Origin of the sequence: Roseovarius atlanticus, assembly GCF_001441615.1 — a bacterium.
GTDB lineage: Bacteria > Pseudomonadota > Alphaproteobacteria > Rhodobacterales > Rhodobacteraceae > Roseovarius > Roseovarius atlanticus.
The window spans coordinates 439,477-460,688 of sequence record NZ_LAXJ01000003.1 but is presented as its reverse complement, the minus strand read 5'-3'; the positions used below and the strand labels follow the sequence as shown (position 1 = coordinate 460,688).

Below are 21,212 nucleotides of genomic sequence, written 5' to 3'. Positions count from 1 at the left end.
GGGTGGGTGAAAACCCACCGCCGCCCCCGCGCATCACTCGCGCCCATCACTTGCCTCCCCGTTCCTCGCGGGCCTTGTCGCGGCTCAGCGTGTTGCCCGCACCGATCCCGTAGAAGAACCGGTTGGCCAACAGGTAGCCGCCCGCATACATCAGCAGCAGCGTCACGAATTGCTGAGATCCCGGCGCGGCGATGGCCAGCTTGGCAAATTCCGGCGCCACCTGCGGCCCGGCATAGGACAGCGCCACGTTCAACACCGTCGCCACCCCCATCCCGATGAAGCCAAAGCGCCATGCCCGGCTCGACCCGGGCAGGTCGGCGTGACGGCGCACATGTTGCTGCCCTTCGATCAGCGCGGCGATCATCGCCGGCACCATGATCTGCGCCGCCGATCCCAGCATCTCATCCTTGGTGATTCCCAACAGCCGCACAACCTGTGCCACGCCGATTGCCACGGCCAAAAAAACGGCGCTGTAGCGCAGCCAGATCATCCCGCCGAGCGCAGCGTGTCGCCCCGCGCCTCCTCCATAAGCCGCCGCATTTCACCAATCGCCGGCCCGAGCCCGCGAAAGATCGACTCACCGATCAGGAAATGCCCGATGTTCAGTTCCTTGACCTCGGGAAACGCGGCGATGGGCTTGACGGTATCATAGGTCAGCCCGTGACCGGCATGGACTTCCAACCCCAGCGAATGGGCAAAGCCAGACATCTCGCGCAGCGCGGCCAGTTCCCTGTCGCGTTCCTCGAAGTTCCCCTCGGCATGGGCATCGCAATAGGCGCCGGTGTGCAGCTCGATCACCTCGGCGCCGATCCTGTGGGCGGCCTCGATCTGGCGCTTGTCGGCGGCGATGAAAATCGACACCCGGCAGCCCGCCTCGCGCAAGGGCGCTATGAAATGCGCCAACCGGTTTTCCTCGCGCGCCACTTCAAGCCCGCCTTCGGTGGTGCGTTCCTCGCGCTTCTCCGGAACCAGGCAAACCGCGTGCGGCTTGTGGCACAGGGCGATCTTCTGCATCTCTTCGGTCGCGGCCATCTCGAAATTCAGTGGCCCCTTCAACGCCGCCATCAGCCCGTCGATATCCGCGTCCGAGATATGCCGGCGGTCCTCGCGCAGGTGCGCGGTAATCCCGTCCGCCCCCGCCTCCTCAGCCAGTTTCGCGGCACGCACCGGGTCGGGATAGGCACCGCCGCGTGCATTCCGCACGGTCGCCACGTGGTCGATGTTCACGCCAAGGCGCAGTTTTCCGGTGTCGCTCATGACCCCTCCAGCTTTGATTGCACGACTCGTGTCAGACCCTAGTGCTTCTCGACCTCGGCGTCAGCCTTGTCCTTGCCTCCGGCCCGCGCCTCTTTCGCCGCGGCCTTCTCGGCGGCTTTCTCGGCGGCCTTTTCGCGGATCGCCGCCAGCTTGGCCTTGAGCATCCCGCGCCGGCGGTTCTGATAGGCCTGGATCAGCGGCAGGCTGACATAGTAACAGGTCAATCCCGCGATCGTGCCGGGGATCAGCCCCCCGATCATGTAAGGAAAGAAAACCTCGTCATAAAAAACCGTCAGCCGGCTCCAGTCCGCGCTCTGGTCGTTGAAAATCGCCCATAGGTTATCCTTCAGATCCCGCCCCGCATCCACGAACTTGCTGCCAAGCGAGCCGTGTGCCTCCAACTCGGGATTGTTGCGCAGACCCAGCAGGTAATACCCGGTCTGCAAGGACGACGCCCCGATGAAGACGAACGTCAGCGGATTGCCGAAAAACGTCGACAGCAAAGACGCCACGATGTTGCCGCGCAGAATCCACGCCAGGACGGCGGCCAGGATAAAGTGCAACCCGAAGAAAGGCGAAAAGCTGACGAACACCCCGGCGAAGATGCCCCGCGCGATCCGGTGCGGCGGGTCGGGCAGGCGCCTGACGCGATGCTTCACGTAATGAAAGGCCCGCGTCCACCCCGATCTTGGCCAAAGAAACCGTAACGTGGCCTTCCACCAAGGCAGTCTGTCACGGCGTTTGAAAACCACGGGGCGCGGCTCCTCTGGGTCAGCTCTGTTCTGTTCCGCTGCTGACGGCCAATCTGCCGGGGTCGCGGAACCGTTCCACCGTGGCCACGTCGCTTTCCGCATCCAGAACCGAAATGACGCCGTGCAGATGTTCCACGTCGCGCAATTCGATGTCTACCAGCAGCCGAAAGAAATCCGGTTTGCGATCCACGAATGTCAGGTCCGAGATATTGGCCTTCTGCTCTCCGATCAACGTGCAAATACGTCCCAGCACTCCGGCATCGTTGCCAATCGTCACATCCAGCGTCGCCTCGTAGACGGCGGCGTGCGTGCCGCCATGCCATTGCAGGTCCATCCAGCGTTCGGGTTGTTCCTCGTAGCGTTGCAGGTTCTCGCAGTCGATCGTGTGCACCACCACGCCCTTGCCGCGATAGGTGATCCCCACGATCCGCTCCCCCGGCAGCGGCTGGCAGCAGGGGGCACGGTCAAACCGCTGGTCCGGCTCAAGCCCGACAACGGCACGGTCCAGCCCCACCTCGTTGCCGGTGTCCGGCGCAAGGTCCGGGTAGACCGCGTTCAGAACCCGGCTGGTGGTCAGCTCGGCACTGCCCAGCCGCGCCAGCACCTCGTCGCGCCCTTTCAGACGCAAGGTCTTGGCCGCGCGTTCCAGTGCCTTGTCCGTGGGTTTCTTGCCCACATGCTCGAACGCCGCGCGGGCCAGTTCCCGGCCCAGCCGGATATAGCGGTCCCGGTCGACCTCGCGCAGCGCCCGGCGAATCGCCGCCCGCGCCTTGCCCGTGGTGGCGATGTCCAGCCAGGTCGCCTGCGGCGTCTGCCCGTCGGCGGTGATCACCTCGACCGACTGGCCGTTCTTGATCCGCGTCCACAGCGGCACGCGCATCCCGTCCACCTTGGCGCCGACACAGCCATTGCCGATTCGCGTGTGGATGGCATAAGCAAAATCGATCGGCGTCGCCCCGCGCGGCAGCTTCACCACGTCGCCCTTCGGCGTGAAACAGAACACCTGGTCGGCATACATCTCCAGCTTGACGGCCTCGAGGAACTCGTCGTGGTCCTCCTCGCTATCGAACTGCTCGGTCAGGCTGGAAATCCACTTGGCCGGGTCCACGGCAAACGGGTTCTCCGCCGGCACGCCGTCGCGGTACGACCAGTGCGCCGCAACACCTGTTTCGGCCACCTCGTGCATCTGGCGGGTGCGCAACTGCACTTCCACCAGCTTGCCGTCACGCCCCGACACCGTGGTGTGGATCGACCGGTACCCGTTCGACTTGGGCTGGCTGATGTAATCCTTGAACCGCCCCGGCACCGCGCGCCACCGCCGGTGGATCACGCCCAGCGTGCGGTAACAATCATCCTCGGACGCGGTGATGATGCGAAACCCGTAAATGTCACTCAGCCGGGAAAAGCCCATCTCCTTTTCCTGCATTTTGCGCCATATCGAATAGGGCTTCTTGGCCCGCCCCAGGATCTCGGCCTTGATCCCGGCCTCCTGCAACTCGGTGCGCATGTCGCCCGTGATCCGCTCGATCACGTCGCCGGCCTCGCGCTGCAAGGTGATGAACCGCCGCATGATCGACGCCCGCGCCTCGGGGTTGATCACACGAAACGCCAGATCCTCCAGCTCCTCGCGCATCCATTGCATCCCCATTCGGCCTGCCAGCGGCGCGAAGATATCCATCGTCTCGCGCGCTTTCTTCAGCTGCTTTTCGGGCCGCATCGCGCGGATCGTGCGCATGTTGTGCAGCCGGTCGGCCAGCTTGACCAGAATCACGCGCATGTCCTTCGACATCGCCATGAACAGCTTGCGGAAATTCTCGGCCTGCTGCGTCTCGGTGCTCGACAGTTGCAGGTTGGTCAGCTTGGTGACGCCATCCACAAGGTCGGCGACCTCGCCCCCGAACCTCTCTGCCACGGCGTTATAGGACGCCCGCGTATCCTCGATCGTGTCGTGCAACAGCGCGGTGATGATGGTCGCGTCATCCAGCCTTTGCTCGGTCAGGATGGCGGCCACCGCCACCGGATGGCTGAAATAGGGCTCGCCGGAATGCCGCGTCTGGCCCTCGTGCATCTCCTGACCAAAGGCATAGGCCGCCCGGATCAGAGATGCATCACTCTTGGGGTTGTAGGCGCGGACAAGATCGACAAGCGTATCTGCACCAATCATCCGGTCCGCTTTCCGTCATCCGCCGCCGGGGCCTTGGATCACCCTTGGCCCTGCGCCTCCATCAGCGCACGCAACAGCTTTTCTTCGGACATATCGTCGTCGGCCGGCTTCTCGGCTTCCTCGCCCATCAGCAGCGCCATGGAATCGTCTTCCGGCTCGTCGACCTCGATCTGGCTCTGGTTCGATTCGATCAGGCGTTCGCGCAGATCGTCCGCGCCTTGCGTCTCCTCGGCGATCTCGCGCAGCGCCACGACCGGGTTCTTGTCATTGTCGCGGTCCACGGTGATCGGCGAGCCCGAAGAAATTTCGCGCGCACGGTGTGCGGCCAGCATCACCAGGTCGAAGCGGTTCGGAACTTTGTCAACGCAGTCTTCAGTGGTTACGCGCGCCATGGGGCCTCCGGATAGGGCAAATCTCTCAAGAAGCCTTTCATTTAAAGCCTCCGACACGGGTTTACAAGCAGAGAATCAGTCCAGCGGCACCACCTCGGCAACTGCGTCCTTCGGCAGCGCGGACAGCATGGTGGCGACCGATTGCCCTGTCACCGGATGGACCCAGCCTGACGCAACGTCATTCAATGGCACAAGCACGAAGGCGCGCTCGTGCAATCGCGGATGCGGCAGGATCAGCCGATCCGGGGCATCCCGCATTTGTCGCTCCAGCGGCAGACCGTGCCAGGCGGCATATGTCGCCTCATCCGGCAGGATCAGGTCCCCTGCCGCCAGCAGATCAAGATCCAGCGTCCTTTGCCCCCAGCGCTGCACGCGCGTGCGACCAAAGCGGCCCTCAAGCTCGTGTAAAAGTTGCAATAAATCGGCTGGCTTGCCGTCAAAGGATAGCGCTGCCGCCGCATTGACGTAATCCGGACCGGCCCCCGCGGGAAAGCACGGGGTACGATACATCCGGCTGGCCGCGCAAACGCTCGCGCCCATGTCCGGAAACTGCGACAGCGCCGCCCGCAATGTCGCCTCCGGCGCCCCCGCGTCAGACGGCAGATTCCCGCCCAATGCGATCAGGTAGAGTTGCTCAGACATTCCCCGGCTTTATCCTTGTGCATGTGCAACCGTCTTGCGAAGGTCCGACTAAACTTTTAAGTACAGCGCTTAGCTCTGCCGGGTTCCCAATCCACTCACTCCGGTACACCGTCTAGTACATCGTCGCGGCAGGGCAATCACATTCGGAAGGACATTTTGATGTTTTACAAGGACGAACGGCTCGCGCTGTTCATTGATGGCTCGAACCTTTACGCTGCGGCCAAGGCGCTGGGCTTCGATATCGACTACAAGCTGCTAAGGACGGAATTCATGCGTCGCGGCAAGCTTCTTCGCGCGTTCTACTACACGGCACTTTTGGAAAACGATGACTATTCGCCGATCCGCCCGCTGGTCGACTGGCTCAATTACAACGGCTTCACCATGGTGACCAAGCCGGCAAAGGAATATACCGACAGTCAGGGTCGCCGTAAGGTGAAGGGCAATATGGATATCGAACTGACCGTGGACGCGATGGAACTCGCGCCCCGGATCGACCATATCGTCCTGTTTTCCGGCGACGGCGATTTCCGCCCGCTTGTGGAAAGCCTTCAGCGTCAGGGCGTGCGCGTCTCGGTCGTCTCGACCATTCGCAGCCAGCCGCCGATGATCTCGGACGACCTGCGTCGTCAGGCCGATAATTTCATCGAGCTTGAGGATCTCAAGGAAGTCATCGGTCGCCCCCCCCGCGAAGATGCGCAGGAGCGCCAGCAAGCATCGGCCTGACGCTTTGCAAGGCCCACACCGGCCCGGGGCGCGCATCACGCCGACGCCCCGCGCCGTCACGGCGTAGTGACCGATATCCCGCTCCCTCTGGACGCCGCACCTTACAGCCCTTAGGTCTGGGGGGCGAACAGGAGTGTCCATGACCAAGCCGCCCCTCACCCTCTACCTTGCCGCGCCGCGCGGTTTCTGCGCCGGTGTCGACCGCGCCATCAAGATCGTGGAGATGGCGCTCGGCAAATGGGGTGCCCCGGTCTATGTCCGGCACGAGATCGTCCATAACAAATACGTGGTCGACGACCTGCGCGCCAAGGGCGCCGTCTTTGTCGAGGAACTTGACGAATGCCCGGACGACCGCCCGGTCATCTTTTCCGCCCACGGCGTCCCCAAATCGGTCCCGGCCGAGGCCGCGTCGCGCGAGATGCTCTATGTCGACGCCACCTGTCCCCTGGTATCAAAGGTGCATATCGAGGCCGAGCGCCACGCTGCGAACGGCCTTCAGATCATCATGATCGGTCATGCCGGCCACCCCGAAACGGTTGGAACCATGGGCCAGCTTCCCCCGGGCGACGTGCTGCTGGTCGAAACCCCCGAGGATGTGGCAAAGGTTGAGGTCCGCGACCCTTCCCGCCTGGCGTTCGTCACGCAAACCACCCTGTCGGTCGACGACACAGCCGATATCGTCACCGCGCTGCAAACCCGGTTCCCCGACATTACCGGCCCCCACAAGGAAGACATCTGCTACGCCACCACCAACCGGCAGGAGGCCGTCAAGGCCATGGCCGAAAAGGCCGAGGCGATGCTGGTCGTGGGTGCGCCCAACTCCTCCAACTCCAAACGCCTGGTCGAGGTCGGCGCCCGCGCCGGCTGTTCCTATTCACAGCTTGTGCAACGCGCCGCCGACATTGACTGGCGGGCGCTCGACGGTATCACGACGATGGGCATCACCGCCGGCGCCTCGGCGCCCGAGGTGCTGATCAACGAGGTCATCGACGCCTTTCGAGCCCGCTATGACGTCACCGTCGAACAGGTGGAAACCGCGCAGGAAAATGTCGAATTCAAGGTGCCACGGGTCTTGCGCGAACCGGCCTGACGACAGGGCCCACGACGGTCTTTCCCGGCGCAAATACGTTGGCCCTTCGCGTCTCGCCAGCGCCACCTCAATCAAAATGCAGCAACGGCACCTCCCGCGCTGCCCGTCCCGGGCCTGACCCGGGACCACTCGCTTCCAGTCAGGTTTTCCTGCCTTTTAAATTTCCACGGTAACTATAGGCTTTCCCGAAAGACGGGACAGATCATTTGACACGCAGCTTCCTCGCCTGGCTGACGGGCAGCGCCATCACCACCTTCGGGCGCCTCATCACCGCCGTCCGCGCCATCTGGGACGGGGTCGAACCCGTTCCATCCCAGCGCGTCTATTTCGCCAATCACACCTCCAACGGCGATTTCATCCTGATCTGGACGGTCCTGCCCAGCGCCCTGCGCGCCCATACGCGCCCCGTAGCGGGGGCCGATTACTGGCTCAAATCGCCGCTGCGCACCTTCATCGGCCGCGACGTCTTCAATGCCGTGCTGATCAACCGCAACGCCGAGGAGCGCAGCCAGGACCCGATGGAACTCATCCTGCAAGGGCTCGACACCGGCGCCTCGCTCATCATCTTCCCCGAAGGCACGCGCAACACCACGGACAAGCCCCTGCTGCCTTTCAAAAGCGGGCTCTACAACATCTCGCAGGCCCGTCCGGAGGTCGATCTGGTGCCAGTCTGGATCGACAACCTCAACGACGTCATGCCCAAGGGCAAACTGGTGCCGATCCCGCTGCTTTGCACCGTCACTTTCGGTGCGTCGATTCGCGTCGCGCCCGGCGAGGACCGCAAGGATTTCCTCAAGCGCGCCGAAACCGCCCTTCTGGCGCTCGCTCCAGCCGATGAGGCACCGGCAGAGGAGGCCAGGGCATGAACGAAACACACGCCGATTTCCTCACCCTTCTGGCGGGAATCATAGGAATCCTCATCGTCGCCAGCGGCATCGGCTACGCGCTCAAGCAGCGTGTCGCACCGGACGGCACGAACGCTACGATCGAGAACCTCAATGCCCGCATCCTCGCATGGTGGGGTATGACGGCGTTTCTCGCCGTGGCCTTCCTCGCCGGGCGCGGCGGGGTGATCGCGCTGTTCGCCTTCACCTCCTTCGCCGCGCTGCGAGAGTTCGTCACGCTCACCACGCGCCGCGCGTCCGATCACTGGGCCATCGCCTGCGCCTTCTTCGTGATCCTGCCCCTGCAATACTGGCTCATCTGGTACGAATGGTACGGCATGTGGTCGCTCTTGATCCCGGTCTACGCCTTCCTGATCCTGCCGATCATCGCCGTCCTGCAAGGCGACAGCCGCAATTTCCTCGTCCGCATCAGCCAGATGCAATGGGCGCTGATGATCTGCGTCTTCTGCGCCAGCCACGTGCCCGCGCTCCTCTTCCTCGACATCCCCGGCTTCGAGGCGCGCAATGTCCTGCTCATCGCCTTCCTAATCGTCGTGGTCCAACTGTCGGACGTGCTGCAATACACCTGGGGCAAGCTCTTTGGCCGCCATCCGGTCGCCCCCTCGCTCTCGCCCTCCAAGACCTGGGAAGGGCTGATCGGCGGTGTCGCCTCGGCCACGCTCATTGGCACCGCGCTGTTCTGGATCACGCCGTTCACGCCGCTTCAGGCCGCCGGGATGTCATTGGTGATCACGCTCGCGGGGTTCTTCGGCGGGCTGGTCATGTCGGCGATCAAGCGCGACCGCGGCGTCAAGGACTGGGGCCACATGATCGCGGGCCATGGCGGCTTCATCGACCGGCTCGATTCGGTCGTGTTCTCCGCCCCGCTCTTTTTCCACCTGACGCGGTACTATTGGTCTTTGACGTGAGCCTCGAACGCTCGAACCTGACGCACATGGCAGGCGGTTTCGTCCTGATGGGCGGCTGGGCCGTCTGGGCCAACTCCGCCTATCCGATGCCCGCGCCTGTGAAAGCCGGCCTGATCCAGGGGGCGCTGTCCGCCTGCATAACCCTGCTCTTGAAAACCGTAATCGAGCGCCTGCTGCCGCACCTCTCCGGCATACCGGCCCTGATCCTGCCGCCGCTCGCCTGTGCCGTGCTGTCGATCACGCTCCTGTCGCTCGCGCATCTGGCCGCGGGCACACCCAAGGTCATCACGACGCTCGCCCTGCCCGTCACTGTCGCCACCAGTTACGCCGCGCTCTACAATTTCCGCCTGAGGCACGCCCAATGACCGACACCCGCCGCCCCCTGAACAGCCGTGACACCGGCTGGGCTCGCCGCACCGCCCGTTGGCTCAGCCGCACGTCGCTGACCCCCAACCGCATCAGCCAGGGGTCTGTGCTGTTCGCCGCCCTCGCCTGCCTTGCCTTCTGGGCCTCCGCCCATACCGGCACGACCGCAAAGAGCGTGCTCCTACTGCTTGCCGCGCTCTGCTGCCAGTTGCGCCTGCTGTGCAACCTATTCGACGGGATGGTCGCCGTCGAAGGCGGCAAATCCGAACCGGACGGCCCATTCTGGAACGAGGCGCCCGACCGCGCCGCCGACCTTCTGATCCTCACCGGCGCGGGGCTGGCCACCGGGCATCCGGCTCTTGGCCTGCTGGGTGGCGCTTTGGCCATCGCCACCGCCTATGTCCGCGAGCTTGGCCGCGCCGAAGGTCTGGGCTCGGACTTCTCGGGGCCATTCGCCAAGCCTCAGCGCATGGCCGCGCTGACTGGCGGCGCCGTTCTGGCCGCCATCGAAACCGCACTTTGGGGCACCGCCTGGGTGCTCCTCCTGGCGCTGATCGTCACCGTGCTCGGCACGGCCTGGACGGTCGTGTCGCGCTCGGCGCGCCTGATCCGTGCGCTGAATGACCGGCCGCGCGACACCTCCGGCACTTGATCCCGTCCGGGCGGGCTTCTAAACCGAACCGACCGCAACCGACCAAGGACCGCCCCGCGCCGTGACCGAGATCCCCCGCACGCCCCTCCTCCTCGCTCTTGCCGGCCTGCTGCCGTTCCTGTGGAGCGCGGCAACCGTGCTGTCGCCGGGCCTCGCGGATTGGGGACAGGGCATTCTGGGCGCCCGCTTCGTCGGGCCCTACGCGGGACTTTTCTACAGCACGGTCATCCTCAGCTTCATGTCCGGGGTTCTGTGGGGGTTCGCCACCAAGATGACCGGATCCTCGGCCAGCTTGGGCTACGTGTTGTCGGTCCTGCCCGCGCTCTGGGTGTTCTTCACCATGGGCGGCGGAGCCTACAATGCAGGGATCATGCTGCTGATCGGCTTCACCGGCATCCTTGGCCTCGACTGGTATTTCTGGCGCGCGGGTGCGGCACCGGGCTGGTGGATGCGCCTGCGCCTGATGATCACCGCCGTGGTGCTGCTCTGCCTTGTCATCGGCCTCACGCAATGAGCCGCGACGACGAGACCATCCGCGTCTACGGCGCCGAGGCCGCGCGCTACGCGGACGTGACCAAGGATGCCGCAAAGGACCCCGTCCTGCGGCTCTTTCTCAAGCATCTCGCCCCGGCAAGCCATGTGCTTGACCTTGGCTGCGGCCCGGGAATCGCCTCGGCCGCCATCGCAGCCGAAGGCCACACCGTCACGGCCACCGACGCCACGCCGGAAATGGTCGACATGGCCGATGCCAAACCGGGCGTGACCGCCCGGCTCGCCACGTTCGACGACGTGATCGAGGTGGCCGCCTATGACGCGATCTGGGCCAACTTCTCGCTTCTGCACGCCGCCCGCGCCGATCTGCCCCGGTATCTTTCCGCGCTGGCCACAGCATTGCGGCCCGGCGGGCTGTTTCATATCGGCATGAAGACCGGCACAGGCGCTCACCGCGACAAGATCGGCCGCCTCTACACCTATGTCACCGAAGACGAGCTTCGCGGCCTTCTGCGCGACGCGGGCCTGACCCCGATCGAGACCTGCACCGGCGCCGACACCGGCCTCGACGGCACAGTCGCGCCTTGGGTCACGGTCCTGGCAAGGAAACCCGCCGATGGCTGACCTCTTTGCCTATACCGATGGAGCCTGCTCCGGCAATCCCGGCCCCGGTGGCTGGGGCGCGCTGTTGCAGGCCAAGGACGGCGAGACCGTCGTCAAGGAACGCGAACTTTCGGGCGGAGAGGCCGAGACCACCAACAACCGCATGGAGTTGCTCGCCGCCATCACCGCGCTCGAGACGCTGTCCAAACCCACCCGCATCACCATCGTCACCGACAGCGCCTATGTGAAGAACGGCGTCACCGGCTGGATCCACGGGTGGAAGCGCAACGGCTGGAAAACATCGAACAAGAAGCCAGTGAAGAATGTCGATCTCTGGCAGCGCCTCGATGCCGCGGCCCAGCGCCACGATGTGACATGGGAATGGGTCAAAGGCCACGCCGGGCACCCGGAAAACGAACGCGCCGACGAACTGGCCCGCGCGGGCATGGCGCCCTTCAAGCCCGGCAAATCCAAGTCATGACGGCGCTCTTCCTGCTCGATCACGCCTCGGTGCTGATCTTCGCGCTGACCGGCGCACTGGTCGCCTCCCGCGCGCAGCTCGACGTGGTGGGCTTCGCCTTCATCGCCTGCCTGACGGCGGTTGGCGGCGGCACGGTTCGCGACGTGCTTTTGGATCGCAACCCGATATTCTGGATCGCCAACCCCAGCTTCATCGCCACCGCCTGTGCCGCAGCACTTCTGATCTTCTTCACCGCGCATCTCTTTGAGAGCCGGTATCGCCTGCTTCTGTGGCTCGACAGCCTTGCGCTGGCGGTGGCCGTCCCCGCGGGCGTCGGCACCGCGCTGGCGATGGCGCAGCCCTTGCCGATCGTGGTGATCATGGGGATGGTGACCGGCTGCCTTGGGGGTCTGATGCGCGACGTGGTGTGCAACGAGGTGCCGCTGGTGCTGAAACAGGGCGAGCTTTACGTCACCGCCGCCTTTGCCGGGTCGCTGGCCGCAGTGGCGGTATCGCTGATCACGCGGCAGGAACTGTTCATCCTGACCGCCTGCGCCGGAGTCACTTGGGCATTGCGCGCAGGCTCGCTGGCCTTTGGCTGGCGCCTGCCGGTCTACCGATCCCGTCCGCCACGGGCCTAGGCTATTTCCGCGCCTTGTACGCCTGGTAGCCCCAGATCAGCACCAGCGCCCCCAGCACCGCGCCGATGATGCCGCCCAGCAGGCCCAGAAACGCCAGGATGCCTTGCAGGATCAACCCGCCCAGCAGCGCGCCGGCCATGCCGATGCCGACGGTCACCAGCGGGTCGGCGTCGATCCGCATGATCCGCGTCGCCAGATACCCGGCCACGGCCCCGATGATGACAAGATAGATCAGCCCCATGTCGCTCCCCCGTCAGCGGCCCCGGCGCCAATGCGTCGGGATGATGATCAGCGCCCCGATGGACGAGATGATCGCATCCACACCCGGCGCGCCGAACCGGAATCCGAACATGATCCGCACGAAATAGAACAGGAAGGCCCCACCGACGCAGATGATGATGGATTGCAGGATGCCGTTGCGGGTAAAGCCGGATTTCTCGCTGATATAGCCGACGATCCCGGCGATCACGACGGTGCCGAACAGTTGCAGATACATGAGACCTCGTTGCTCTGGTTGGCGCGATGCTGGCCTGTTTCCGGACTGGACGCAAGCGCGGGTGCTGGCATTTCGAATTGCGCACGCGCACTGCGACCGGGGCGAGGGGCCAGCCCCTCGCGCTCCCCGAAGCGTTTTCGAAAGACTGGCGAAGCGACTTTCGGAAAATCGCGGTACGACATTCCGACGTTGTGGGCGTTCCGCCCCAATCCCGGAACACGTGATCGGGGCAGAACGCTTTAGGATATTTCTGGCCAGAGGAAAAAGGCTGGTCAGAGGCGGGTCCCCTTGGGCAGCGCCATGCCACGCAAGAAGTCCTCCGTCCCCTGAGGACCACGCCCGGCCTTTTGCAAACGCAAGACTTTCACCGCGCCGGTGCCGCAGGCAACCGTCAGCGCGCCGTCGAGCACCTCGCCGGGCGCGCCGCTGCCCACGCCGATCCGCGAGGCAAGGAACTTGATCCGCGTGCCCTCGTGGTCGATCCACGCGCCGGGAAAGGGCGACAGCCCGCGAATCTGGCGGTCGACCTCTTCGGCTGGGCGCGTCCAGTCGATCCGTGCCTCCGCCTTGTCGATCTTGTCGGCATAGGTGACGCCGTCCTCCGGCTGCGGTTCGGGCGTCAGCGTATCGAGCTCTGCCAGAGCCTCGGTAATCGCCTCCGCACCCAACCGCGACAGGCGATCATGCAGCGCCCCTGTGGTCTCCTCGGCACCAATCGGCGTCTCGCGGCGCAACAGCACGGCGCCGGTGTCCAGCCCTGCCTCCATCTGCATGATGCAAACGCCGGTTCTTTGATCCCCCGCCATGATAGCCCGGTGGATCGGCGCCGCCCCGCGCCAGCGCGGCAGCAAGCTGGCGTGGATATTCAGGCAGCCTTGTTTCGGCGCGTCCAGTATGGGCTGAGGCAGGATCAGCCCATAGGCGACCACCACTGCCACATCGGCGTTCAGCGCGGCGAAATCCGCCTGCTCATCCGCGCCTTTCAGGCTGACGGGATGGCGCACGGTCAGCCCCAAAGCCTCGGCCCGCGCCTGCACCGGGCTGGGTCGATCCTTCTTGCCGCGCCCTGCCGGGCGGGGCGGCTGGCAATAGACCGCCGCGATCTCGTGCCCGGCATCGACCAGCGCGTCCAGCACCGGCACCGAAAAATCGGGCGTTCCCATGAAGATCAGGCGCATGACACTCTCCTGCCGTTGGTTCAGCGTCGCTTGGCCGCACGGCGCAACAGCATGTCCCGTTTCACCTTGCTCAATCGGTCGAAATACATTCGCCCCCCAAGGTGATCGACCTGGTGCTGCACGCTCGTCGCCCAAAGTCCGACGAAATCACGCTCCTCCATTTCGCCGTCCGCGTTCAGAAACCGAACTGTCACCGCGCGCGGGCGGGTGATTGTCGCATGGACACCGGGCAGGTTTGGACTGGCCTCGTCGTGGTCGCGCATCTCGATGCTGGAATGCAGAATCTCGGGATTCGCCATGCGCACCGCCTGTCCGCGCGCGTCGCTGGCATCCACCACGGCCAGCCGGCGCATCACGCCGATCTGCACCGCCGCCAGTCCGACGCCCGGCATCGCGTCCATCGTCTCGATCATGTCATCCCAGATCGCGTGCTCGACCTCCGTCACCGCTTCGACATCGGCCGCGGGGCTGCGCAACCGCTTGTCCGGCCAGGGCACGAAGGGGCGCACCGCCACTGGGCTACCCCCGCGCCTTTTCACGCTTCAGCTTCTGCATCTTGCGGGTGATCAACTGGCGCTTCATCGGGCCCAGGTAATCGATGAACAGCTTTCCGTTCAGGTGGTCGATCTCATGCTGCACACAAGTGGCCCACAGTCCGTCGAACGTGTCCGACTGTTCGTTCCCGTCGCGGTCGATCCACCGCACATCCACCACCTTGGGCCGCGTCACCTCGGCAAACTGGTCGGGGATCGACAGGCAGCCCTCCTCGTAGACGTTCGTGTCGTCCGACGACGCCACCACCTCGGGGTTGAACATGACCAGCGGGCGCGGCGGCTCGCCCGCCTCGTCGTCCTTGGCGCAATCCAGCACGATCAGACGGTCCATGACCCCGATCTGCGGCGCGGCCAGGCCGATGCCCGGCGCGTCGTACATCGTCTCCAGCATGTCATCGGCCAGCGCGCGCAAATCGTCGCTCAGGTCGGACACCGGGTCACAGACCTTCTTCAGGCGCGGGTCGGGATGGATCAGGATAGGTCGCAGCATCGGATCAATCTATGCGTTCGTGGCATTCATTTGAAGCCGGGCATCCGGCCATCGCGCGAAATGCTTTAGGCGATTGCGCCCGTGCCTGCAACGCCCTAGCTTGCGCCCAGATCCAAGCCAGCAACACCGGAGAGCGCCTTGAATTTCGACGACCCGATCGACCGCCGCGGCAGCAATTGCAGCAAGTGGGACAAGATGGAACAATTCTATGGCGTGCCCGCCGATGACGGGCTGGCCATGTGGGTCGCCGACATGGATTTCCGCCCGCCGCAGGTCGTCTCCGACGCGCTTGCCGGGATGCTCGACCATGGCATCTTCGGCTATTACGGCGACGAGTCCAGCTATCGCAAGGCAATCACGTGGTGGATGAAAACCCGCCACGGCTGGCAGGTTGACCCATCCTGGATCTTCACCACCCACGGGCTGGTCAATGGCACCGGCATGTGCGTCGACGCTTTCACCAAACCGGGCGACGGCGTGGTCCTTTTTACCCCCGTCTACCATGCCTTCGCACGGGTGATCACATCGGCGGGACGGCGGGTGGTCGAATGCCGGCTGACGAACAATGACGGCCGCTACGAGATGGATTTCGCCGCCTATGACGCCCTTCTCGACGGGTCCGAGAAACTGCTGGTTCTGTGCTCCCCGCACAATCCGGGCGGCCGCGTCTGGAGCAGGCAGGAATTGGAAGGCGTGGCGGAGTTCGCCCGGCGGCACGACCTCATCCTCGTCTCCGACGAGATCCACCACGACCTCGTCTACCCCGGTCAAAGCCACACCGTCATGGCCCATATCGAAGGAATCGCCGACCGGCTGGTGATGATGACCGCCACCACCAAGACGTTCAACATCGCGGGCGCCCATGTGGGCAACGTGATCATTCCCGACGAGGGTCTTCGCGCTCGCTTTGCCGCGCGCATGGCAGGGCTGGGCCTGTCGCCCAATGCCTTCGGCCTCGTCATGGCCGAAGCGGCCTATTCCCCCGGCGGGGCGCAATGGGTGGACGCGCTGATGGCCTATCTCGACGAGAATCGCAAAGTCTTCGATGCGGGCATCAATACCATTCCGGGTATGAATTCCATGCCGCTCGAGGCGACGTATCTCTCGTGGGTCGACTTTTCCGGCACGGGCATGAGCGCCGAGGAATTCACCGACCGCGTTGAAAAGACTGCCCTGATCGCGGCCAATCACGGGCCGACCTTCGGCACCGGCGGCGAAAGCTTCCTGCGCTTCAACATCGCGACACCACGAGCCCGCGTGGAAGAGGCGGTTGCGCGCCTGCAAGACGCATTTTCCGACCTGCAATAGATCATTTTGCAAACGCCCCCGGCCGCCATCCAGGCCCGGGGCAAACGCCGCGTCAGCCTTCGGCGATCAGCGCGACGGGCGCATCGACGGGGCGTTCGAAATCCACCGGCTGCTCGCCCGAGGCTTCGTTGACAATCTTCAGCTCAAAACGGATCTCGCGACCATCCTCCTCGGAGGCCACGATAAGACACCGCTTAAGATGCCGCGCCCCGTCGTAAAGGTCCACCAACCCGCGCAGATGCGGCGCCGCCCCGGCAGGCAGGGCAAACCCATCGTTCCAGGCCCTTAGAACGGCGTGCGATTGCGTCCCGGCCTCGACCCTCAGACGGTTGCTCTTTTGCCAGCCGCGTTCCCGTGCCTCTTCGAGGCCCGCAAGGATCTCCGGGGAAAGAAAAGTCGTCATGGCCAGCACCCTTGCAGAGAATCGTCCTGACAAGATGTAAGGCTAAACCATGACAGTCACGTAAAAATTTCGCCGCATTGCCGCAATGCAAGTGCGGCACATCAAGACTCCAAAAGACCATTCAGCTGATCGCCCAGGTAATAGCAGACGGCCACCTGCCCACCGGCGCCATGCGGCCCCATGAAAACACCGTCGGCATCCGAGATGTAGGCGCAGATCGCCTGGAACTCCGCCAGCCGCGCCGCATCTACCGGACCGCCGCGGCTCAGCAAGTCCTCGATCTCCTGTCGTTCCCCGAATTGCTGCACCGCCCAAGCCGCCTGCTGCATCGGCAAGGGCACGTCGGGATGCCCCCAGGCCCACATCCAGCTGCCATCGTCGGAATAGGTGCCGATCACCTGCGCCTGCGCCGCGGTCTCCTGCCTGCCTTCGGACGTAAACACGATCCGGCCTTTCTTCAGGTTCAGGCGAAACGCGGTCGATCCGTCTTGCGGCGGCACAAAGCCTGTCCCGGCCATGCGGGTCCTCAGGAAAAAGCCCGCGTTGACCGCCAGCTGACGATAGGTTTCGGGCAATTGCGTCGCCCCGGCATCGGCCTGGCGTCCGGCAAATTCCAACAGGATCTCGTTCATGTCGTCGTTCCTTTCGGGATGGCGGGTGGGGCGGCGTTGCGCCGCGGCGCAACCAGCGTCCTCCGCCATCCTGTTTAACGCTTCACCATGCTCCAACACACAACGAAGTCCAAGCGCCGCCAGCCTGTCTCATATCCCAACTGCTACCCCGGCCGTCACTCTGACATTGTCCTGGTCATGCGCGCCACGACGATCCGACAGTACGGCGTCGATTTCCGGCGTGTCCGCACCCGTGCCCTCTGACACAGCCGCACTCACGCATGTCCAATCTCCACGACTTGCAATCATGCGCTGTCCATCGCTCATCCCTCCCTGGCGCAAGGGTCTCGCGGTGCGCCGCTTCACCTGTCGCAAAGGCACCTCTCCGGCTGGCGGCGCAATCGGGCACGGCAGAGCGCTCGGGCCCACGCGTTCGTGTGCACCCGCACAGAGCCTGCGCGGCAATCGGTCCTGCCCGAAACCTTCCCTGCCGCTATGTGTTGAGCCAGGAACAAAGGAGGCTCCGATGGGCGAACTGATAGACGGCGTCTGGCACACCGGCTGGTACGACACCAAGAAACACGGCGGCGCATTCAAGCGCGACACGTCGCAATTCCGCAACTGGATCACCGCCGACGGCAGCGCCGGACCCAGCGGCGAGGGCGGCTTCAAGGCCGAGCCGGGGCGCTACCACCTCTACGTCTCGCTTGCCTGTCCCTGGGCGCATCGGACACTGATCTTCCGCCGGTTGAAGGCGCTGACCGACCTGATCGACGTGTCCGTTGTGCACCCGCACATGCTGTCGGACGGCTGGACCTTCGACACGGACTTTCCCGGCGCGACGGGCGACAAGCTCTACGGCCTGCCGTTCGCACGTGACATCTACATCCGCTCCGATCCCAATACGACTGGCCACGTCACCGTGCCGATCCTGTGGGACATGCAGCGCGAGACGATCGTGTCCAATGAAAGCGCCGAGATCATTCGCATGTTCAACACCGCCTTCGACGACATCACCGGCAATACCGAAGACTACTATCCCGAGGATCTGCGCAGCGAAATCGATCCGATCAACGACCGCGTCTACGACACGGTGAACAACGGCGTCTACAAGGCCGGCTTCGCCACGACGCAAAAGGCCTATGACGATGCGGTTGTGCCGCTTTTCGACTCGCTCGACTGGCTGGAAGACATCCTGTCACGGCGGCGCTACCTTGCCGGCGACCGCGTGACCGAAGCCGACTGGCGGCTTTTCACCACGCTCATCCGGTTCGACAAGGTCTATCACGGGCACTTCAAGTGCAACCGCGCCCGGATCGTCGATTATCCCAACATGTGGGGCTACCTGCGGGAACTCTATCAATGGCCCGAAGTGGCGATGACGGTGAATTTCGACCACATCACCCAGCATTACCACTACAGCCATGACATGGTGAACCCGCACCGCATCATTCCCATCGGCCCCGATCTCGATCTCACCGCGCCGCACGGACGCGGTTGACAAAGCCGGTCAGGCGGCCTGCCACCCGGCGGCCTTCGGCGCGGGACCTTCTGATGCGCTCATGGTGGGTTCCGCATCTGCGGTGCCACCGCTCTGAAGACGGAAGCTCTTTACCATCTCGTGCAAGGTCTCCGCTTCCTTCTTGAGCGTGGTGGAGGCCGCCGACGACTCTTCCACCATCGCGGCATTCTGCTGTGTGACCTGGTCAAGCTGCGCGACACTGGTACTCAGTTCCGTGAGGCTCGCCGATTGCTCATGCGCACCGTTGGCGATCTCGCCGATCAGGTCCGCGATATTGCCGACGCGGGTGACGATTTCAGTCAGCGCATCCCCCGCGTTGTTCACCAATGAAACGCCATTTTCCACGTACGCGGTGCCCGCACCGATCAAGCCTTTGATCTCGCGCGCCGAGTCCGCACTGCGCTGCGCCAGCGCCCGCACTTCCGAGGCGACGACGGCGAAACCGCGGCCTGCATCGCCCGCACGCGCCGCCTCGACCCCGGCATTCAATGCCAGAAGATTGGTCTGGAAAGCGATATCGTCGATCACGCCAATGATCTGATTTATCTCGTCCGACGACGTCTTGATTTCGGACATCGCCCCGATGGCATCGCGCACGACGTTTCCGCTGGTCTCGGCCTGGGCGCGGGTCTGTCCGACCACCTCCCTGACGCGCGAGGTGCCCTCGGCTGTCGTTCGCACGCTCGACGTCATTTCTTCAAGCGCCGCGGCCGTCTCCTCCAGTGTGGCGGCCTGGCCTTCTGTACGTCGAGACAAGTCCAGCGACCCGGCACTCAGTTCCTCGGCGCGCAGATGAATCTCGGTCGCATTCGCGGCAACTGCGCCAATCAGTTTCCGCAAACTCCTGACCGTGGTGTTGAAGTCTTGCCGCAGACTTTCATACTCGGGCGGGAACGGATCTTCGATCGTCTCGCTCAGATCGCCAGCGGCAAGCGTGTTGAGCCGATCGCGCAGCACACCGACAAGATCCTGTGCCTCTCGGCCCGCCCGCTGGGCCGCCATTCGCGCGGTGTCCGCCTCTTCGGTCAGCCGTTGCGCCGCGCTGCGCTGTTCCACCATCGTCGCGCGCCGCCGGTTCGCATCCAGCATCGACAGGGACAGGATGCCGCCCTCGATAACGACGATCGTGCCGTGAACCGCGGTACGAATCACATTGCCGACAAGGTCGACAGACGGATAAACCATCGCCGGCAGGGCCAGCGTCAGGCCAAGGTGATGCACCGCCGTCAGGCCGCAGGCCAGGATCAGCACCCGGATGCTGCCCATCGTCGAAACCACCGCCAGCACGGCAAAGAACATCATGTGGCTGTCGATCTGCCACGGGTGTCCCGACAGCGCCGCCGTGAACAGGGCCGATTGTCCTACGAGGCCCGCCGCCAACGCGCCGCGCGCCAGCCGGCTGCGCTCCCGATGCGCCAGCAGGCCCGCTCCCGCGAAACCGAGCGAAAGAAGCAGGAGCGGCAGAACCGCGTTGCCCACCGTCCAAGCCGCCGCCGCCGGCAGCGGGACCATCAGCAGCAGCATGAATGCCGCGAACCTCACGCGATCTTCGCTGTCTTCCGTTCCGGCACCGATCATCTCAGCCCCCCTTGGATCCACAAAGTGACGCCAGCGCGGTGGCATCGAGAACCGCCCAGGCCCCGCCGGCGACCGCCTCCGCCGGTCTCTCCAGTACGGCAAGCCGCGCCATTGGCGCCGCCACCAACCCTATTTCCCTGCCCCCGGCCGCCGCGATGATGCGGCCCGGGTCGTCGGTCCATGGCGGAACCACGACCAGCGCCGGCCGCCCCGCCTGCGCCGGACCGGACATCATCAATGCCACCGGCAGCGTCGCCAGAAAAAGCACCGCAAGAAGCCCCACAAGGTACGAGTCGATGAAAAAAGACCGTCTCATATCGAGGGTTCTAGAGGCATAATCCCTAACAGCCGGTTTAGCGGGCCAAAATAATGGCGTATGCTTTCCCACGGCTTGACGCCCGCCTGTAAAAACCCCGTCCGAATCCCTTGACGCGCTGATCCGATGGCCGTAAAGACGCGCAACGGAATTCAGGGCGCTGCCTATGGCGGTGCCCCTTTGCATTGAGTGGGACCGCCCGTGCGGCCCGACAAAAACGAGGATGACCCCATGTCGCGCCGCTGCGAACTGACCGGAAAAGGCCCGATGGTTGGCAACAACTCCAGCCACGCCAATAACAAGACCAAGCGTCGCTACCTGCCCAATCTGAACGACGTGACCCTGCAATCCGAAACGCTGGGCCGCGGCATCAAGCTGCGCATCACCGCCGCTGCCCTGCGCAGCGTCGATCACCGCGGCGGGCTGGACCGTTTCCTAGCCAAGGCCAAGGATACCGAACTTTCCGACCGCGTGCTGAAGGTCAAGAAAGAGATCGCCAAGGCGCAGGCCGCCAACGCCTGATCGCCGCTCGGCATCGACACGACCAAGGCCCTGCCAAATGGCGGGGCTTTTTTGTTTGTCCTTTGCTTCGCGCCGCCAGTGAAGACCGCCGCCGGTCCCTTCCGGACCGTGGCGCGATCCCTGCACGCCTCAAGCAGAGCGGACATCAGCCTTTCACGCCAAAATGCAGACCAGCCGGGCTCAACAT

28 protein-coding genes are annotated in these 21,212 nt (G+C 64.3%); 13 read left to right on the top strand and 15 right to left on the bottom strand.

All coding sequences use genetic code 11. The features are described 5' to 3' along the window. Positions 1 to 46 precede the first annotated feature (46 nt). The 6 genes from XM53_RS05680 to folK all read right to left on the bottom strand — a co-directional run bounded on the left by XM53_RS05680 (position 47) and on the right by folK (position 5,207). The gene (locus XM53_RS05680; protein ID WP_057791133.1) at positions 47 to 490 is read right to left on the bottom strand and encodes an ABZJ_00895 family protein; all 444 of its coding nucleotides are present in this window, start codon (positions 488 to 490) and stop codon (positions 47 to 49) included. Next, positions 487 to 1,257 (bottom strand): pyridoxine 5'-phosphate synthase, encoded by a 771-nt coding sequence (locus XM53_RS05675; RefSeq protein ID WP_057791131.1) that lies wholly within the window; start codon positions 1,255 to 1,257, stop codon positions 487 to 489. Before XM53_RS05675 ends, XM53_RS05680 begins: the two co-directional genes overlap by 4 nt. 38 nt (positions 1,258 to 1,295) lie before the next feature. After that, positions 1,296 to 2,009 (bottom strand): DUF2062 domain-containing protein, encoded by a 714-nt coding sequence (locus XM53_RS05670; protein WP_057791130.1) that lies wholly within the window; start codon positions 2,007 to 2,009, stop codon positions 1,296 to 1,298. 19 nt (positions 2,010 to 2,028) lie between these two features. Beyond that, positions 2,029 to 4,173 (bottom strand): RelA/SpoT family protein, encoded by a 2,145-nt coding sequence (locus XM53_RS05665; RefSeq protein ID WP_057791128.1) that lies wholly within the window; start codon positions 4,171 to 4,173, stop codon positions 2,029 to 2,031. Positions 4,174 to 4,211: 38 nt separating this feature from the next. Then, positions 4,212 to 4,565, bottom strand: a complete 354-nt coding sequence (gene rpoZ / locus XM53_RS05660; RefSeq protein ID WP_057791126.1) for a DNA-directed RNA polymerase subunit omega — start codon at positions 4,563 to 4,565, stop codon at positions 4,212 to 4,214. Positions 4,566 to 4,640: 75 nt separating this feature from the next. After that, a complete protein-coding gene (gene folK, locus XM53_RS05655) occupies positions 4,641 to 5,207 on the bottom strand; it encodes a 2-amino-4-hydroxy-6-hydroxymethyldihydropteridine diphosphokinase (protein ID WP_057791124.1) in 567 nt (188 codons plus the stop codon). A gap of 159 nt (positions 5,208 to 5,366) precedes the next feature. Between folK and XM53_RS05650 the strand changes: the two genes are divergently transcribed. The 10 genes from XM53_RS05650 to XM53_RS05605 all read left to right on the top strand — a co-directional run bounded on the left by XM53_RS05650 (position 5,367) and on the right by XM53_RS05605 (position 12,047). Continuing rightward, positions 5,367 to 5,930: a LabA-like NYN domain-containing protein gene (locus tag XM53_RS05650; RefSeq protein ID WP_057791122.1), complete on the top strand. Its 564-nt coding sequence runs from the start codon at positions 5,367 to 5,369 to the stop codon at positions 5,928 to 5,930. Between the two features lie 139 nt (positions 5,931 to 6,069). Then, positions 6,070 to 7,020 (top strand): 4-hydroxy-3-methylbut-2-enyl diphosphate reductase, encoded by a 951-nt coding sequence (gene ispH / locus XM53_RS05645; RefSeq protein WP_057791120.1) that lies wholly within the window; start codon positions 6,070 to 6,072, stop codon positions 7,018 to 7,020. Positions 7,021 to 7,226: 206 nt separating this feature from the next. Then, the gene (locus tag XM53_RS05640; RefSeq protein WP_057791119.1) at positions 7,227 to 7,886 is read left to right on the top strand and encodes a lysophospholipid acyltransferase family protein; all 660 of its coding nucleotides are present in this window, start codon (positions 7,227 to 7,229) and stop codon (positions 7,884 to 7,886) included. Further along, positions 7,883 to 8,833 (top strand): phosphatidate cytidylyltransferase, encoded by a 951-nt coding sequence (locus XM53_RS05635; RefSeq protein WP_057791116.1) that lies wholly within the window; start codon positions 7,883 to 7,885, stop codon positions 8,831 to 8,833. Before XM53_RS05640 ends, XM53_RS05635 begins: the two co-directional genes overlap by 4 nt. Continuing rightward, positions 8,830 to 9,198: a hypothetical protein gene (locus tag XM53_RS05630; protein WP_201455390.1), complete on the top strand. Its 369-nt coding sequence runs from the start codon at positions 8,830 to 8,832 to the stop codon at positions 9,196 to 9,198. The genes XM53_RS05635 and XM53_RS05630 overlap by 4 nt, the downstream gene beginning before the upstream one ends. After that, positions 9,195 to 9,851 (top strand): CDP-alcohol phosphatidyltransferase family protein, encoded by a 657-nt coding sequence (locus XM53_RS05625; protein WP_057791115.1) that lies wholly within the window; start codon positions 9,195 to 9,197, stop codon positions 9,849 to 9,851. The genes XM53_RS05630 and XM53_RS05625 overlap by 4 nt, the downstream gene beginning before the upstream one ends. Positions 9,852 to 9,912: 61 nt before the next feature. Next, on the top strand, positions 9,913 to 10,365 hold the full coding sequence (locus XM53_RS05620) for a DUF3429 domain-containing protein (RefSeq protein WP_057791113.1): 453 nt from the start codon (positions 9,913 to 9,915) through the stop codon (positions 10,363 to 10,365). Continuing rightward, positions 10,362 to 10,967: a class I SAM-dependent DNA methyltransferase gene (locus tag XM53_RS05615; protein WP_057791111.1), complete on the top strand. Its 606-nt coding sequence runs from the start codon at positions 10,362 to 10,364 to the stop codon at positions 10,965 to 10,967. Before XM53_RS05620 ends, XM53_RS05615 begins: the two co-directional genes overlap by 4 nt. Then, entirely contained in the window at positions 10,960 to 11,427 is a 468-nt protein-coding gene (gene rnhA / locus XM53_RS05610; protein ID WP_057791109.1) for a ribonuclease HI, read from the top strand. Before XM53_RS05615 ends, rnhA begins: the two co-directional genes overlap by 8 nt. Continuing rightward, complete coding sequence (locus XM53_RS05605; RefSeq protein ID WP_057791107.1) at positions 11,424 to 12,047, top strand: trimeric intracellular cation channel family protein; 624 nt, start codon at positions 11,424 to 11,426, stop codon at positions 12,045 to 12,047. Before rnhA ends, XM53_RS05605 begins: the two co-directional genes overlap by 4 nt. Position 12,048: 1 nt before the next feature. Here the strand turns inward: XM53_RS05605 and XM53_RS05600 are convergent, their stop codons facing one another. The 5 genes from XM53_RS05600 to def (XM53_RS05580) all read right to left on the bottom strand — a co-directional run bounded on the left by XM53_RS05600 (position 12,049) and on the right by def (XM53_RS05580) (position 14,765). Beyond that, on the bottom strand, positions 12,049 to 12,288 hold the full coding sequence (locus XM53_RS05600) for a GlsB/YeaQ/YmgE family stress response membrane protein (protein ID WP_057791105.1): 240 nt from the start codon (positions 12,286 to 12,288) through the stop codon (positions 12,049 to 12,051). Between the two features lie 12 nt (positions 12,289 to 12,300). Continuing rightward, entirely contained in the window at positions 12,301 to 12,543 is a 243-nt protein-coding gene (locus XM53_RS05595; RefSeq protein WP_057791103.1) for a hypothetical protein, read from the bottom strand. Positions 12,544 to 12,815: 272 nt separating this feature from the next. Then, the gene (fmt, locus tag XM53_RS05590; RefSeq protein WP_057791101.1) at positions 12,816 to 13,721 is read right to left on the bottom strand and encodes a methionyl-tRNA formyltransferase; all 906 of its coding nucleotides are present in this window, start codon (positions 13,719 to 13,721) and stop codon (positions 12,816 to 12,818) included. 20 nt (positions 13,722 to 13,741) lie between these two features. Next, positions 13,742 to 14,236: a peptide deformylase gene (def, locus tag XM53_RS05585; RefSeq protein ID WP_057791099.1), complete on the bottom strand. Its 495-nt coding sequence runs from the start codon at positions 14,234 to 14,236 to the stop codon at positions 13,742 to 13,744. 4 nt (positions 14,237 to 14,240) lie between these two features. Further along, on the bottom strand, positions 14,241 to 14,765 hold the full coding sequence (def, locus tag XM53_RS05580) for a peptide deformylase (protein ID WP_057791097.1): 525 nt from the start codon (positions 14,763 to 14,765) through the stop codon (positions 14,241 to 14,243). Positions 14,766 to 14,903: 138 nt separating this feature from the next. Here def (XM53_RS05580) and XM53_RS05575 point away from each other — a divergent pair, with 138 nt between their 5' ends. Continuing rightward, the gene (locus tag XM53_RS05575) at positions 14,904 to 16,073 is read left to right on the top strand and encodes a MalY/PatB family protein (RefSeq protein ID WP_057791095.1); all 1,170 of its coding nucleotides are present in this window, start codon (positions 14,904 to 14,906) and stop codon (positions 16,071 to 16,073) included. A gap of 52 nt (positions 16,074 to 16,125) precedes the next feature. On the opposite strand, the gene XM53_RS05570 is transcribed toward XM53_RS05575, so the two are convergent. Beyond that, positions 16,126 to 16,476, bottom strand: a complete 351-nt coding sequence (locus tag XM53_RS05570) for a hypothetical protein (RefSeq protein WP_057791093.1) — start codon at positions 16,474 to 16,476, stop codon at positions 16,126 to 16,128. Between the two features lie 101 nt (positions 16,477 to 16,577). Continuing rightward, positions 16,578 to 17,108 carry a DUF6882 domain-containing protein gene (locus XM53_RS05565; protein WP_057791091.1) on the bottom strand — a complete coding sequence of 177 codons (531 nt, stop codon included), beginning with the start codon at positions 17,106 to 17,108 and terminating at the stop codon, positions 16,578 to 16,580. A 505-nt stretch (positions 17,109 to 17,613) separates the two neighbouring features. Here XM53_RS05565 and XM53_RS05560 point away from each other — a divergent pair. Further along, positions 17,614 to 18,588 (top strand): glutathione S-transferase family protein, encoded by a 975-nt coding sequence (locus XM53_RS05560; protein ID WP_057791088.1) that lies wholly within the window; start codon positions 17,614 to 17,616, stop codon positions 18,586 to 18,588. 9 nt (positions 18,589 to 18,597) lie between these two features. On the opposite strand, the gene XM53_RS05555 is transcribed toward XM53_RS05560, so the two are convergent. Both XM53_RS05555 and XM53_RS05550 read right to left on the bottom strand, forming a co-directional pair. Beyond that, positions 18,598 to 20,187 (bottom strand): methyl-accepting chemotaxis protein, encoded by a 1,590-nt coding sequence (locus XM53_RS05555; RefSeq protein ID WP_057791087.1) that lies wholly within the window; start codon positions 20,185 to 20,187, stop codon positions 18,598 to 18,600. Position 20,188: 1 nt separating this feature from the next. Then, positions 20,189 to 20,503: a hypothetical protein gene (locus tag XM53_RS05550; RefSeq protein WP_057791085.1), complete on the bottom strand. Its 315-nt coding sequence runs from the start codon at positions 20,501 to 20,503 to the stop codon at positions 20,189 to 20,191. Between the two features lie 231 nt (positions 20,504 to 20,734). Between XM53_RS05550 and rpmB the strand changes: the two genes are divergently transcribed. Next, the gene (gene rpmB, locus XM53_RS05545; protein WP_057791083.1) at positions 20,735 to 21,025 is read left to right on the top strand and encodes a 50S ribosomal protein L28; all 291 of its coding nucleotides are present in this window, start codon (positions 20,735 to 20,737) and stop codon (positions 21,023 to 21,025) included. Positions 21,026 to 21,212: the final 187 nt, after the last annotated feature.

What these genes read in the sequence shown, in the direction of transcription:
- XM53_RS05680 (WP_057791133.1), bottom strand. Translation starts at nt 490, where the DNA reads ATGATCTGGCTGCGCTACAGCGCCGTTTTTTTGGCCGTGGCAATCGGC.
- XM53_RS05675 (WP_057791131.1), bottom strand. Translation starts at nt 1,257, where the DNA reads ATGAGCGACACCGGAAAACTGCGCCTTGGCGTGAACATCGACCACGTG.
- XM53_RS05665 (WP_057791128.1), bottom strand. Translation starts at nt 4,173, where the DNA reads ATGATTGGTGCAGATACGCTTGTCGATCTTGTCCGCGCCTACAACCCC.
- rpoZ (WP_057791126.1), bottom strand. Translation starts at nt 4,565, where the DNA reads ATGGCGCGCGTAACCACTGAAGACTGCGTTGACAAAGTTCCGAACCGC.
- folK (WP_057791124.1), bottom strand. Translation starts at nt 5,207, where the DNA reads ATGTCTGAGCAACTCTACCTGATCGCATTGGGCGGGAATCTGCCGTCT.
- XM53_RS05650 (WP_057791122.1), top strand. Translation starts at nt 5,367, where the DNA reads ATGTTTTACAAGGACGAACGGCTCGCGCTGTTCATTGATGGCTCGAAC.
- ispH (WP_057791120.1), top strand. Translation starts at nt 6,070, where the DNA reads ATGACCAAGCCGCCCCTCACCCTCTACCTTGCCGCGCCGCGCGGTTTC.
- XM53_RS05635 (WP_057791116.1), top strand. Translation starts at nt 7,883, where the DNA reads ATGAACGAAACACACGCCGATTTCCTCACCCTTCTGGCGGGAATCATA.
- XM53_RS05625 (WP_057791115.1), top strand. Translation starts at nt 9,195, where the DNA reads ATGACCGACACCCGCCGCCCCCTGAACAGCCGTGACACCGGCTGGGCT.
- XM53_RS05615 (WP_057791111.1), top strand. Translation starts at nt 10,362, where the DNA reads ATGAGCCGCGACGACGAGACCATCCGCGTCTACGGCGCCGAGGCCGCG.
- rnhA (WP_057791109.1), top strand. Translation starts at nt 10,960, where the DNA reads ATGGCTGACCTCTTTGCCTATACCGATGGAGCCTGCTCCGGCAATCCC.
- XM53_RS05605 (WP_057791107.1), top strand. Translation starts at nt 11,424, where the DNA reads ATGACGGCGCTCTTCCTGCTCGATCACGCCTCGGTGCTGATCTTCGCG.
- XM53_RS05600 (WP_057791105.1), bottom strand. Translation starts at nt 12,288, where the DNA reads ATGGGGCTGATCTATCTTGTCATCATCGGGGCCGTGGCCGGGTATCTG.
- XM53_RS05595 (WP_057791103.1), bottom strand. Translation starts at nt 12,543, where the DNA reads ATGTATCTGCAACTGTTCGGCACCGTCGTGATCGCCGGGATCGTCGGC.
- fmt (WP_057791101.1), bottom strand. Translation starts at nt 13,721, where the DNA reads ATGCGCCTGATCTTCATGGGAACGCCCGATTTTTCGGTGCCGGTGCTG.
- def (WP_057791097.1), bottom strand. Translation starts at nt 14,765, where the DNA reads ATGCTGCGACCTATCCTGATCCATCCCGACCCGCGCCTGAAGAAGGTC.
- XM53_RS05570 (WP_057791093.1), bottom strand. Translation starts at nt 16,476, where the DNA reads ATGACGACTTTTCTTTCCCCGGAGATCCTTGCGGGCCTCGAAGAGGCA.
- XM53_RS05565 (WP_057791091.1), bottom strand. Translation starts at nt 17,108, where the DNA reads ATGAACGAGATCCTGTTGGAATTTGCCGGACGCCAGGCCGATGCCGGG.
- XM53_RS05560 (WP_057791088.1), top strand. Translation starts at nt 17,614, where the DNA reads ATGGGCGAACTGATAGACGGCGTCTGGCACACCGGCTGGTACGACACC.
- XM53_RS05555 (WP_057791087.1), bottom strand. Translation starts at nt 20,187, where the DNA reads ATGATCGGTGCCGGAACGGAAGACAGCGAAGATCGCGTGAGGTTCGCG.
- XM53_RS05550 (WP_057791085.1), bottom strand. Translation starts at nt 20,503, where the DNA reads ATGAGACGGTCTTTTTTCATCGACTCGTACCTTGTGGGGCTTCTTGCG.
- rpmB (WP_057791083.1), top strand. Translation starts at nt 20,735, where the DNA reads ATGTCGCGCCGCTGCGAACTGACCGGAAAAGGCCCGATGGTTGGCAAC.